Here is a 13,029-nt window from a genome sequence, read left to right as displayed (position 1 = left end):
TTTATTACTAATATCTTTTCTCTTGCTTCTTTCTTCTATTTTCTTTTTTAATGATCATTCAACGGACGACCTTCTCTTTGCCAGTCTTTCCAGTTCACATATTCAGGTGCAACGCGGTGCTCTTCCATTGTGATGCAGGCATCTACCGGGCAAACCAATTTGCACAAATTACAGCCCACACATTCCTCTTCTTTTACGGTGTAATTATTATACGGATTTCCTCTTTCAACATTGATTGATTGGTGTGAAGTGTCTTCGCAGGCGATATAACACAATCCGCAGTGGATGCATTTGTCCTGGTCGATTTTCGCAATATGGTGATAGTTAATATCCAAATCTTCCCAATGGGTGATTTTTTCTACTGATTTTCCGATGAAATCCGTGGTTTTTTCAAATCCTTTTTCGTCCATCCAGTTGTTCAACCCTTCGCACATATCTTCCACTATTCGGAAACCATGATTCATTGCTGCGGTACAAACCTGTACTGAAGTCGCGCCTAAAAGCATAAACTCCACAGCGTCTTTCCAGGTGCTAACGCCACCAATTCCGGAAACTGGAACTCGGGAAGCAATTGGATCCTGCGCCACTGTAGTTAACATTTTTAAGGCGATAGGTTTTACGGCCGGACCGCAATAACCACCGAAAACGCTTTGCCCGGCTACGTATGGATTTGGAACCAAAGTATCCAAGTCAATTCCGGTTACACTTTGAATCGTGTTGATTAAACTCAACGCACTTGTTCCGCCCTGAACTGCGGCCTGAGCTGTTGGTACAACCGAATGAACATTTGGCGTAAGCTTTGTAATTACGGGAATTGTTGCTTTTTCCATTACCCATTCAACTACCATTTTGGCAATTTCCGGATCTTGTCCAACAGCTGCTCCCATGCCTCTTTCTGTCATTCCGTGTGGGCAGCCAAAGTTTAATTCGAATCCCATTGCTCCGGCATCTTCCGCTTTCATGATTAAATCATGCCATGATTTACGATCGTTGTCCGCCATAAGCGAAACAATCATCGCTCTGTCCGGGAACATTTTTACGACCTGTGTAATTTCTTTTAGATTGATATCCAAAGGTCGGTCGCTGATTAATTCAATGTTGTTGAAACCCATCATTCGTTTTCCACCATAATTCACAGAAGAATAACGCGAAGAAACGTTTTTAACTTGCGAGCCTAAGGTTTTCCATACGACTCCACCCCAACCTGCTTCAAAAGCACGAACCACGTTGATTAATTTATCTGTTGGCGGCGCGCTGGCTAACCAAAATGGATTGGGAGATTTTATGCCTAAAAAATCTGTTGATATATCTGCCATAATCTTAATTGTTAAAGGTTGGTTTTAATTCGGATTCGATGATGTAATCCGGTGAAACAATGGTTTTCAAAATAGCTGCTGCTCCGTCTTTTCCAGCCTGAACCGCATCTACAACTTCTTTTCCGCCGTTTACGCAATCACCTCCGGCAAAAACTTTGGCCAATTTAGTAGCCGATTTTCCGCTTACGGCAATTTTCCCGTTATTGTTTTCGATGTTATTGGCATTGACTAAAGATTGGAAAGGCATTTGCCCTGCCGCTTTGATTACCATATCCACATCAATCGTAAAGGTTTCGCCTGAAACTATTGGGCTTCTTCTTCCGCTTGCATCCGGTTCACCAAGTTTCATTACATCACAAACCAATTGAGATACTTTTCCGTTATTTCCAATGATTTCTTTTGGAGAAGCTAACCAAGTGATTTTACAGCCATCTAATTTGGCAATGTCTAATTCTTTTTGGGTACACGGCATTTCGGCTTGTGTTCTTCGGTAAACCAAAGTCACATCAGAAGCACCTAATCTTTTTGCCTGAGTCGCTGCATCAATAGCGGTCATTCCCATTCCGATTACGGCTACTTTATCGCCCACTGCAATTTTAGAATAATCGTTATCACGCAATTCATAAATGAATTTGATTGCATCTTCTACACCTTCTAAATGTTCGCCCGGAATGTCTAACTGACGTGCCAATCCAACTCCAAATGCCATATAAACCGCATCGTAGTTTTGTTGTAAATATTCTAACGTCACATCTTTTCCAAATTCCTGATTGTATTTGATTTCAATTCCGCCAATAGATGTGATATAATTTACCTCATCTTCGCAGAATTCAGGTGTTACTTTATAAGCTGCAATTCCGTAGGTCATTAGTCCACCGCCTTTGGCTTCTTTTTCATAAATGGTTACATCAATTCCTTCTCGGCTCAATGTATGCGCGCAACTCAATCCGGCCGGACCTGCACCAACAATCGCAACTTTCTTTCCTTTGGATGGTTTTCTGTCGAATAATTGCCATTTGTTTGCCATTGCTTTTTCGGTAGAATAACGCTGCAAACGTGCAATATTGATTGGTTCTTCGTGCATCATGTTATAGACGCAAGCGCCTTCACAAAGTTTTTCTACCGGACACACTTTACTGCATCCTGCTCCCATAATATTGGAAGCAAAAATGGTGTGTGCCGAACCTTTAAGGTTTTCGGTGGCGATTTGTTTAATGAATTTTGGAACGTTGATGGATGTTGGACACGACTTCATACAAGGCGGATCATAACAAAACAGGCAGCGATTGGCTTCTGTCAAAGCTGCATCCGAAGTTTCAAATGGCGGATGTATATCAGCAAAGTTTTCCTGATATTCAGCAGTGGTTAATCGGTTATTTTTGATACTCATATTTTGGTTGGTTTTAAGTCTTTAAAAATTTTAAGGTGCAGTAATTTCTCCATAGGTTTCTGGTCTTCTGTCTCGATAGAATTGCCATTTGCCTCTGATTTGTTCGATTAAATCCAAATCGAATTCGGCTACCAATAGTTCATCTTTATCTTCGGAAGCGCAGGCAAATATTTCGCCAAGTGGATTTACGAAATATGACGTTCCGTAAAAGCGTCCGAGATTCCATGGCTTTTCAATTCCGACACGGTTGATGCAACCCATGAAATAGCCATTGGCCACGGCATGTGCCGGTTGCTCGAGTTTCCATAAATTTTGGGATTGCCCAACGGTTGTGGCTGATGGATTGTAAACGATTTCGGCACCGTTTAAACCAAGGCATCTTGCGCCATCAGGGAAATGCCTGTCGTAGCAAATGTAAACGCCAACTTTAGCATACTTAGTTTGAAAAACGGGATACCCTAAATTCCCGGGTTTGAAGAAATATTTTTCCCAGAAACCACCTGTTTGCGGAATGTGATTTTTTCGATATTTACCGAGATACGTTCCATCAGCATCGATGACTGCAGCGGTGTTGTATAAAACTCCGGCTTGATCTTTTTCATAGACCGGAACTATGATTACCATGTCGTATTTTTTGGCGTAAACCTGCATTCTTTCCGTTGTAGGTCCGGGCACTGATTCTGCCGACGCATACCAGGCGCTGTCTTGTCCCGGACAGAAATAAGGTGTGTTGAAGATTTCCTGAAAACACAAAATCTGAACGCCTTGTCTTCCGGCTTCTTCAATGTACGGAATGTGCTTTTGCAGCATCGCTTCCATGATCTCGGGAATCGTTCCTTCGCCTTCTGTTTTGGCTAAACTCAATTGAATCAAGCCTGATTTTACTATTCTTGCCATAGGATTATATTTTTCCTTGTACTTTATTTCGTTTTACAAATTGGCCGTAGCCTTTTTGCACTTTACATTCGTTGTTGTCAATTGCAATCTGACCACGAAGCAAAACGGTTTTTACTTTTCCTGTCAATTCCCAGCCTTCATAACCGCTGTAATCAACATTCATATGATGTGTTTTTGCCGAAAGTGTATGTTTTTCATTCGCATCAAATAATACAATATCGGCATCGCTACCAACAGCAATTGTTCCTTTTTTAGGGAACATTCCAAAGATTTTTGCCGCATTCGTTGAAGCAACTTCCACATATTTATTCAAAGTAATTCTGCCTTTGTTTACGCCTTCGCTGAAAAGTAATTCCATACGGTTTTCGATTGCCGGATGACCATTTGGGATTTTAGAAAAATCGTCCTTACCCATTAGTTTTTGTTCCCACATAAACGGACAATGATCAGTTGCTACAACCTGCACCATTCCCTGATTTAATCCTGCCCAAAGCGTTTCCTGATCTTTTTTCTCACGCAATGGTGGCGACATTACCCATTTGGCACCTTCAAAATTCTTCTCATACAGACTCGCATCCAAAAGCAAATACTGGATACAGGTTTCTACAAAAACATTTTGATTTCTTCTTGTGGCATTACGCACAGCATTCAGCGCTCCTTCACAAGTTAAGTGTACAATGTAACCTGGGCAACCAGTGTAATTTATCATATCTACAAAACGTTCGCTGGCTTCCGCCTCAGTAACTTCGGGTTGAGATAAGTAATGATATAATGGAGACAATTTCCCTTCTTCTTTATGTTTTTGGATTAGGTAATCAATCATATCACCATTTGTAGCGTGTACATTAATTAAACCACCATGCTTTTTGACTTCTTCCTGAAGACCAATCATTTGACGGTCGTCAATCATCAGAGCACCTTTGTAGGCCATAAATGTTTTGAAAGAAGTGATTCCTTCTACTTCTATAAAATGCTGAATTTCCTTTTTGGTTTCTTCATTGAAGTCGGTCACCGCCATGTGGAAACTATAATCGCCCACAGCATTATTATCGCTTCTTCCTTTCCAATCCTTCAAAGCTGATCCAAGGCTTTTACCTTGTGTTTGCAGGATAAAATCAATAACTGTTGTTGTTCCGCCAAATAGTGCGGCACGCGTTCCGGTTTCATAATTGTCGCTGGAATACGTTCCCATAAATGGCATATCCAAATGCACGTGAGGATCGATTCCGCCGGGCATAACTAACTTTCCGGAAGCATCGATAACGGTATCGGCCTGAACATCCAGGTTTTTGCCAATTCTTGAAATCGATTCTCCTTCTATAAAAATGTCCGCTACATAATCATCGGCAGCGGTAATAATTCTTCCGTTTTTAATTAAAATACTCATAATCTATTTTTATTAGGTACTTAGGTTCTAGGGCGCTGAGGCACTAAAGCTAAGTTGCTTTCTTTTTCATTAATAACCAATAAACAAAACCACTTAAGGCAAAGCCAACAAACCAGGCATAACTGTATAATCCGATTATCCAATTTGGAAACATGTCTGTGGGAAATACTTTTATAGTTGTAAAAAATCCGGGAACGTTAGGTGCAATTCCAATCAATAAAGCGATAATCGCTTTGAAATTAAATCCGTTTGAAAATGCATAAATTCCTTTAGTGTTGTATAAATCTTCAACTTCCAATGTTTGTTTTCGGATGAAATAATAATCGACAATCATGATTCCACCCACTGGTCCGAGTAAACTTGAATAGCCAACTAGCCAAGTGAAAATATAGCCTGTTGGGTCAGCGATTAACTTCCATGGAAAAATCAATATCCCGATAATTCCTGTGATATAACCGCCTTTTCTGAAATCAATTTTTGACGGCGATAAATTGGCAAAATCATTCGCCGGGCTTACAATATTTGCGGCAATATTTGTCGCCAATGTAGAAATAGCAACCGCAATCATCGCGATGCTTACCAATAATTTACTGTCAAATTTTCCAGCTAAAACTACAGGATCCCAAATCATTGTTCCGAATACGATTGTCGTTGCTGATGTAACTACAACGCCTACAAAAGCAAACAAGGTCATCGATGTTGGCAAACCATAAATTTGTCCTTTGATTTGTGCTTTTTGTGAAGTCGCATAACGTGTAAAGTCAGGAATATTTAACGACAATGTTGCCCAAAAACCTACCATTCCAGTCAAGGCTGGAAAGAAGAAATGAAAGAAATCGGTAGTGTTTGTAAATTTTGAAGGTGTGTTCAATATTGGTCCTAAACCATTAGCTGCGCTTAACGCCCAAAACAAAAGAGCCAAAGCAGCAACAGGTAAAAAAATCGCTTTGAAAACCAATAATTTTCGAATGCTGTCTACACCAAGATAAACCACATACATATTTAACAACCAGAACAAAATGAAACAAATTGCCGGTCCGGTTTGTAATCCCCAGGAATCCGGAAAAACTTGTGGTAAGGTTTCTATTGACGGAATCCATAAACGCACCATTTGAAAAATCGCAAAACCGCCAATCCACGTTTGAATTCCGAACCAACCACAGGCTACAATTGCACGAAGCAATGCCGGAATATTGGCACCAGCCGTTCCGAAACTCGCTCTCGCAAAAACCGGAAACGGGATTCCATATTTGGCTCCGGCATGACCATTTAAGATCATCGGAATCAAAACAACCGTGTTTCCTAGAAATATCGTTAGGATTGCCTGCCACCAATTCATTCCGCCTTCTATCAAAGAACTTGACAGCATATACGTTGGAATACAAAGACTCATGCTTATCCATAAAGCTGCATAATTCCATGTCGTCCAAGTTCGCTTTTCAGCCGAAATTGGAGCCAAGTCTTCGCTATACAAAGAGGAATTTGTATTCATTGGTTTTTAAAAGTTGGTGATTAGACTAATGCTTCGTCTGAAATTTTTAAGGCTTCACTAATAATTGCTAAACCTTCATCGATTTGGTCTTTGGTAACACACAATGGCGGTGCGATAAAAATATAACCCCAACGTACGAACGTGTACATTCCTAATTGTCGAATCTTAGCAGCGATTTGATTTGATACTTTCATATCATCTGCGGCAGCGTTATAAGGTGCCATTAATTCGCCTGTAGCTTTATTTTTCAAAACATCAAGACAACCTAAAAGTCCAGTGTTTCTGAAAGCTCCCATGCTTGGATGCTGGCTTCGCATTTCTTCAATTCTTGATTCAAGATAAGCGCTCATTGCTCGGGTATTTTCAATCAGTTTATCACTTTCGTAGATGTTGATTACTGCCAAAGCCGCAGCCAAAGCTACCGGATGTCCGTTATAGGTCAAGCCAATCATCATTGGAGTATTTTCAAATTTTTCGGCAATTCTATCTGAAACCATTAGGCATCCTAAAGGCAGATAAGAAGAAGTCAATCCTTTCGCCATGCAAACCATATCGGGAACGATGTCATGATTTTCGAATCCGAACCATTTTCCGGTACGACCAAAACCGCTCATTACCTCATCGGCAACGAACAAGATTCCGTATTTTTCACAAAGCGCTTTTACACCTTTTAAGTATCCTTTTGGATAATGAAGACAGCCTGAAGAACCACTTTCACCTTCAAAAATAAAAGCCGCTATATTGGTTTTACCTTCGAGATGAATTACTCTTTCGACATATTCCAGACTTAAATTCAACTTTGTAGTTTCATCCAAATCTTTCATTCCGAAGAAATAATAGGGATCATCTAAATGAACCGCATTTGGCATTTGTTGGGAATCGTTAGCCAGTTTTCTTGGATCTCCACCAGCGGTCATTCCGCCGATTGAACCTCCGTGAAAAGCTCTGTATCTTCCGATGATTTTGTGTCTTCCGGTATACAATCTTGCCAGTTTAATAGCATTATCGATAGACGAAGTTCCGCATAACGTATAGAACGCTTTGTTCAAATCGCCCGGACAGATTTCAGCTAATTTTTTGGATAATTTAGCTCTAACTTCGGTGGTACAACTTGGTGTTACATAACTCACTTTTTGCATTTGTTCCACCACTGCATCTGTCACACGTTGGTCACCATGACCAATATTTACCGACATCAAGCCAGAAGAAAAATCTATTATTCTGTTGCCATCATAATCGTATAAATACACGCCTTCGGCTCTTTCTATTGCAATAGGGTTTACGGGAGCTTGTGCTGACCATGAAAATAAACTATACTTTTTGCTGTCGTTTATGATTTGTTCTTTCGTCATTTCTTGTTCTTTCGTAATCATTTCTATATGTGTTTTATTAACTCATCCAGTTTACGCCTGCTTCGGCATTCCATTTTATGGTGCTTTTTTTCAATTTTGTCCAAAACTCAATTGAGCTTTTTCCGGTGATATCGCCAACTCCGAATTTACTTTCGTTCCAACCTCCAAAGCTGAAAGGTTCTCTCGGAACCGGAACCCCAACGTTCACACCAATCATTCCGGCGCTTGCCTTATCGATGATGTAACGTGCCATTCCACCGTTTTGGGTGAATACACTCGCCGCATTTCCGTATGGGTTTTTGTTTTCGATAGCTAAAGCTTCATCGACAGTTTTGGTTCTGATGATTGAAATTACAGGTCCGAAGATTTCTTCTGTGGCAACACTCATTTCCGGCGTTACAAAGTCGATTACGGTTGGACCAACATAAGTTCCTTTTTCTTTTCCGGCAACTTTGAAATTTCTACCATCGACTAAGATTTTAGCCCCGTCTTTTTCAGCCTGACTGATATAACTTTCGATTCTGTCCTGCGATTCTTTATTGATAACTGCTCCTAGATTTTGTCCCGGAACTATTTTGCGTGCTTCATCACAAATTTTAGAAACAATCGCATCAACGTTTCCAACGCCAATCATGGCTGAAGCTGCCATACAACGCTGACCAGCGCAACCAGACATCGAAGCTGCCACATTTTGAGCCGTCATTTCCGGAATTGCATCCGGTAAAACCATCAAGTGATTTTTGGCACCACCAAGAGATAAACATCTTTTGTAATTAGATGTCGCGCGTTGGTAAACAATCTTCGCCACTTTGGTAGAACCAACAAATGAAACTGCTTCAATTTTTGGATGATCACAAATGGCATTTACAATATCTACATCGCCATGAACTACGTTAAAAACACCATCTGGTAAACCTGCTTCTTTTAAAAGTTCAGCTAATCTTCCGCAGCTCAACGGCACTTTTTCAGAAGGCTTTATAATCATACAATTCCCAAGAGCGATTGCATTTGGAATCGTCCAGTTTGGAACCATCGATGGAAAGTTAAAAGGTACGATAGAAGCTACAACGCCCAACGGAACGTGTTCAGTTCTACATTCAACTCCTTTGCTTACTTCTAATAATTCACCTGTAATTAATTGTGGTAAAGATGTTGCGAACTCGGTAAGCTCGATACATTTTTCTATTTCGGCTACGGATTCGCCATAGGTTTTTCCGTTTTCTTCGCTGCAAAGTTCAGCTAGTTCTTTTAGGTTTTTCTCTAACAAGGTTTTGTATCTAAAAAATACCTGAACTCTTTCTTTTATTGGTGTTTTGCTCCAAGCAGGAAATGCTGCTTGTGCTGCTTTGACAGCATCGTCTAAATCTTTTGAGTTTGACATTGGAACGGTTGATAAATAATTCCCGTCTAAAGGTGAAATTACATCCATTGTTTTTGTGGTAGAAGCATCGACAAATTTGCCTCCGATGTAATTCTGAATTGCTTTGTATTTCATTGAAATTGGTATTGTTTTTAGTTATTTTAAAAAATTCGGAACATCTAATTTGCTTAATTAATTGTAATAAAAAAAATATTTATTTCATTTTTTTGTTAAAAGACCTTATTTATTTTCATTTTTAATAATTTGCCTACTTGTAAATTCATAATTTGCTTGTTAAATAGTTGATATATCTTTATTTTGAAAGGTTGAATCAATATAAAAACCCAACAAAAAACCCGAGAATTTCTTCTCGGGTTTTACTATTTATTTCTAAAGATTTTATTCTAATAACCGGATCCGGCTCCGGCAATAACTTCAATTGGATGCCAGGTTGTTTTGGTTTCCTGGAAGTCAAAAATCAAGTAAGGAGATTCGTGTTTGTCATCAAAATAATCACCGTCTTCACGAAGCACTACACGCTTTAAATTCTCGATAGCTAAATCCTGAATTTTGGCAATCATATCAGCATCTTTTCCGCAATACAAAATCGCATTCACGTCTTTGTGAGCGGCAAACTGCGTTAGTAATTCGGTTTGATTTCCCGTAAGGATATTAACCACACCACCAGGAACATCTGAAGTTGCTAACACTTCGGCAAAAGTAACCGCACATAAAGCTAATTGTTCAGATGCTAATACTACGCAGGTATTTCCACCGGCAATGATAGAGGCAATTTGAGTTACCAATCCAAGTAAGCTACTTTGTTGCGGCGCAAATACTGCTACAACTCCGGTTGGTTCCGGCGCTGAAAAGTTAAAGAAACTTCCCGAAACCGGATTTACTGTGCTGAATAATTGCGTGTATTTATCACACCAACCGGCATAATAAATCAGTCGGTCGATACTCAAATCAACTTCTTGCTGCGCTTTGGCTTTACTGATTCCCTGCAATTCTAATTCTTCTACAAACTGCGCTTTTCTTCCTTCCAGAACTTCTGCAATTCGATACAAAATCTGATTGCGGTTGTAAGCTGTTTTGTGCGACCATCCGCCCTGAGCATTTCGAGCTGCGACTACCGCATTTCTGAAATCTTTTACAGATGATAAACACATGTTAGCCACCGTTTTTTTGTTAACGATAAGCGGATAATAACGCCCCGATTCGGTTCTTGGAAAACTTCCGCCGATATATATTTTATAGGTTTTCAAAACTTCTATTCTTGACATGATGTTAGTTTTTATTCAAATTTTAAATAAGGTTCCAATCCGTGTAAACCGCCTTCTCTACCGAAACCGCTTTCTTTATAACCTCCAAAAGGAGACGCCGGATCAAACTTGTTAAAGGTATTCGCCCAAACCACTCCGGCACGCAACTGTGATGTCATGTTGAAGATTTTGGAACCTTTATCTGTCCAAACACCCGCAGATAATCCGTAAGGTGTATTGTTTGCTTTTTCGATAACTTCATCAACCGTTCTAAACGTTTGAATTGCTAAAACCGGCCCGAAGATTTCTTCCTGCGAAATTCTATTCGACTGGCTCACTTTCGTGAAAATTGTTGGTCTGCACCAAAATCCTTTTGATGGTAAGTCGCAAGTTGGTTGGTACATTTCGGCACCTTCACTTTTCCCGATTTCAATATATTTACTGATGGTATCTAATTGTTTTTTGGAATTGATGGCTCCAATGTCTGTATTTTTATCTAATGGATCGCCAACGTTTAATGAATTCATTCTGTCTTTCAGTTTTTGAACGACAACATCAAACACTGATTCCTGAACATACAAACGAGAACCCGCACAACAAACGTGTCCTTGGTTGAAGAAGATTCCGTTTACGATTCCTTCCACAGCTTGGTCTAAAGCGGCATCTTCAAAAATGATGTTGGCTGCTTTTCCACCCAATTCCATCGTTGATTTTTTAGGTGTTCCTGCAATGGCTTTCATGATAATTTTACCAACAGCAGTCGAACCTGTAAAGGCAATTTTATTTACATCAGGATGATTTACTATATGAGAACCTGTAAGTCCAGCACCCGAAACGATATTCACAACTCCGGCAGGCAAACCTGCTTCCTGAATCACTTCGGCTAGTAAATATAAAGTCAAAGGTGTCGTTTCAGAAGATTTGATAACGACCGTATTTCCAGCAGCTAAAGCCGGAGCAATTTTCCAGGCACCCATCAATAATGGGAAATTCCATGGAATAATCTGTCCTGCAACACCAAGTGCTTTTGGCTTTCTGTTTGGGAAAGCATACTCCAATTTATCAGCCCATCCGGCATAATAAAAGAAATGTGCTGCTGCCAAAGGAACATCCACATCACGAGATTCGCGGATAGCTTTTCCACCATTTAAGGTTTCTACCACTGCAAATTCACGAGCGCGTTCCTGTATGATTCTGGCAATTCGGTAAATGTATTTTCCGCGTTCTTTTCCGGATAATTTTGACCAAATGGTATCGTATGCTTTTCGCGCTGCTTTTACAGCTAAATCAATATCGGCTTCATTGGCTTCAGCAACTTTGGCTAAAACTTTCTCGTTTGCCGGATTTATAGTGTCAAAATATTTCCCTGATTTAGGCGCTACAAATTTGCCATTGATAAACAAATCGTAAGTATCCTTTAATTTGAAATGCGTTGTGCTTTCCGGTGCTGGTGCTAAATTCCAGTCGGAACTAAAATCTATTTTATGTGTTTTTTTCATTCGAATTAAACTTTAGAAAAATAATCATTTGATTGGTAAATGCCTGATTTTTGTTTTACGATTTGCAGCAAAACATCGTTGGCTAAACTACTGGCTCCAAAACGGAAATACTCGTTGGTTAACCATTTTCCGCCTAGCGTTTCTTTTACCATTAATAAATATTGGAGTGCTAATTTTGAGTTTGAAATTCCACCTGCAGGTTTCATCCCAATCATAATTCCCGTTTTGTAATAATAATCACGGATGGCTTCAAGCATCACTAAAGTTACTGGTAAAGTCGCCGCTGGTTTTATTTTTCCGGTTGACGTTTTGATAAAATCTGCTCCTGCATACATCGCGATATCGCTTGCCTGACGCACTTTATCTAATGTTCCGATTTCGCCTGTTTCTAAGATAACTTTCAATCGCACATTTTTCCCGCAGGCTTCTTTTATCATTGCTATTTCATCGAAAACAAAATTGTATTCACCGCTGTGGAATTTTCCACGGCTGATTACCATATCCACTTCATCAGCACCACCGTCAACAGCGATTTTGGTATCTAATAATTTGATTTCAGCGCTTGATTGTCCGCTAGGAAAAGCTGTAGCAACCGAAGCTACTTTTACGCCAGTTCCTTTAAGTTCATTAACCGCAAGTTTGACAAAATTTGGATACACACAAACTGCCGCAGTAGTTGGCAGTCCTGGCAATTCATCGTGTAAATGATGTGCTTTAAAGCAAAGTTGTTTTACTTTTTCATCGGTATCAGCACCTTCTAAAGTAGTTAAATCAATCATGTTTAGAGCCATAAGCAGGCCTTGCATTTTTGATTCTTTTTTGATACTTCGGGCAGTAATTCTGGCAATTCTATCCTCAATCCCAACTTGATCAATGCGAGGGGAATTTGAAAAATCTATCTGTTTCATTTACTAATTTTAATTAAAAATCCGTGTAGATTATTGATTTCAAATCAACACGAACAAACAAAGATATAAATATCTTAACGACTAAAACTCATTATTGATAATTTATTCCTTTTCGTGTAACAAATTATCAAACGCTGAAGTCTAATATTTATTTAACTAATAT

10 protein-coding genes are annotated in these 13,029 nt (G+C 39.6%); all 10 read right to left on the bottom strand.

All coding sequences use genetic code 11. The features are described 5' to 3' along the window. Positions 1-47 precede the first annotated feature (47 nt). The 10 genes from preA to deoC all read right to left on the bottom strand — a co-directional run bounded on the left by preA (position 48) and on the right by deoC (position 12,866). Positions 48-1,316, bottom strand: a complete 1,269-nt coding sequence (gene preA, locus GS03_RS03725) for an NAD-dependent dihydropyrimidine dehydrogenase subunit PreA (protein WP_136151228.1) — start codon at positions 1,314-1,316, stop codon at positions 48-50. Between the two features lie 4 nt (positions 1,317-1,320). Continuing rightward, the gene (locus GS03_RS03720; protein ID WP_136151227.1) at positions 1,321-2,706 is read right to left on the bottom strand and encodes an NAD(P)-dependent oxidoreductase; all 1,386 of its coding nucleotides are present in this window, start codon (positions 2,704-2,706) and stop codon (positions 1,321-1,323) included. Between the two features lie 30 nt (positions 2,707-2,736). Further along, positions 2,737-3,603: a nitrilase-related carbon-nitrogen hydrolase gene (locus GS03_RS03715; protein ID WP_210726619.1), complete on the bottom strand. Its 867-nt coding sequence runs from the start codon at positions 3,601-3,603 to the stop codon at positions 2,737-2,739. 4 nt (positions 3,604-3,607) lie between these two features. Next, positions 3,608-4,990, bottom strand: coding sequence for a dihydropyrimidinase (gene hydA, locus GS03_RS03710; RefSeq protein ID WP_136151226.1), 1,383 nt, complete (start codon positions 4,988-4,990; stop codon positions 3,608-3,610). 49 nt (positions 4,991-5,039) lie between these two features. Next, positions 5,040-6,482 (bottom strand): NCS1 family nucleobase:cation symporter-1, encoded by a 1,443-nt coding sequence (locus GS03_RS03705; protein ID WP_136151225.1) that lies wholly within the window; start codon positions 6,480-6,482, stop codon positions 5,040-5,042. 20 nt (positions 6,483-6,502) lie between these two features. Further along, a complete protein-coding gene (locus GS03_RS03700; protein WP_136151224.1) occupies positions 6,503-7,855 on the bottom strand; it encodes an aminotransferase class III-fold pyridoxal phosphate-dependent enzyme in 1,353 nt (450 codons plus the stop codon). Between the two features lie 16 nt (positions 7,856-7,871). After that, positions 7,872-9,329 carry a CoA-acylating methylmalonate-semialdehyde dehydrogenase gene (locus GS03_RS03695; RefSeq protein ID WP_136151223.1) on the bottom strand — a complete coding sequence of 486 codons (1,458 nt, stop codon included), beginning with the start codon at positions 9,327-9,329 and terminating at the stop codon, positions 7,872-7,874. A 269-nt stretch (positions 9,330-9,598) separates the two neighbouring features. Next, entirely contained in the window at positions 9,599-10,480 is an 882-nt protein-coding gene (locus GS03_RS03690) for an aldehyde dehydrogenase family protein (RefSeq protein ID WP_136151222.1), read from the bottom strand. Between the two features lie 11 nt (positions 10,481-10,491). Further along, the gene (locus GS03_RS03685; RefSeq protein ID WP_136151221.1) at positions 10,492-11,958 is read right to left on the bottom strand and encodes an aldehyde dehydrogenase family protein; all 1,467 of its coding nucleotides are present in this window, start codon (positions 11,956-11,958) and stop codon (positions 10,492-10,494) included. Positions 11,959-11,963: 5 nt separating this feature from the next. Further along, positions 11,964-12,866 (bottom strand): deoxyribose-phosphate aldolase, encoded by a 903-nt coding sequence (gene deoC, locus GS03_RS03680; RefSeq protein ID WP_136151220.1) that lies wholly within the window; start codon positions 12,864-12,866, stop codon positions 11,964-11,966. Positions 12,867-13,029 lie beyond the last annotated feature (163 nt).

The organism is Flavobacterium sangjuense, assembly GCF_004797125.1.
Lineage (GTDB): Bacteria > Bacteroidota > Bacteroidia > Flavobacteriales > Flavobacteriaceae > Flavobacterium > Flavobacterium sangjuense.
This window is presented reverse-complemented; position numbering and strand designations above follow the sequence as displayed.

Excerpts from the sequence above, each read along its gene's own strand:
- deoC (WP_136151220.1), bottom strand. The coding sequence starts at position 12,866 with ATGAAACAGATAGATTTTTCAAATTCCCCTCGCATTGATCAAGTTGGG.
- hydA (WP_136151226.1), bottom strand. The coding sequence starts at position 4,990 with ATGAGTATTTTAATTAAAAACGGAAGAATTATTACCGCTGCCGATGAT.
- GS03_RS03715 (WP_210726619.1), bottom strand. The coding sequence starts at position 3,603 with ATGGCAAGAATAGTAAAATCAGGCTTGATTCAATTGAGTTTAGCCAAA.
- GS03_RS03695 (WP_136151223.1), bottom strand. The coding sequence starts at position 9,329 with ATGAAATACAAAGCAATTCAGAATTACATCGGAGGCAAATTTGTCGAT.
- GS03_RS03685 (WP_136151221.1), bottom strand. The coding sequence starts at position 11,958 with ATGAAAAAAACACATAAAATAGATTTTAGTTCCGACTGGAATTTAGCA.
- GS03_RS03690 (WP_136151222.1), bottom strand. The coding sequence starts at position 10,480 with ATGTCAAGAATAGAAGTTTTGAAAACCTATAAAATATATATCGGCGGA.
- preA (WP_136151228.1), bottom strand. The coding sequence starts at position 1,316 with ATGGCAGATATATCAACAGATTTTTTAGGCATAAAATCTCCCAATCCA.
- GS03_RS03700 (WP_136151224.1), bottom strand. The coding sequence starts at position 7,855 with ATGATTACGAAAGAACAAGAAATGACGAAAGAACAAATCATAAACGAC.
- GS03_RS03720 (WP_136151227.1), bottom strand. The coding sequence starts at position 2,706 with ATGAGTATCAAAAATAACCGATTAACCACTGCTGAATATCAGGAAAAC.
- GS03_RS03705 (WP_136151225.1), bottom strand. The coding sequence starts at position 6,482 with ATGAATACAAATTCCTCTTTGTATAGCGAAGACTTGGCTCCAATTTCG.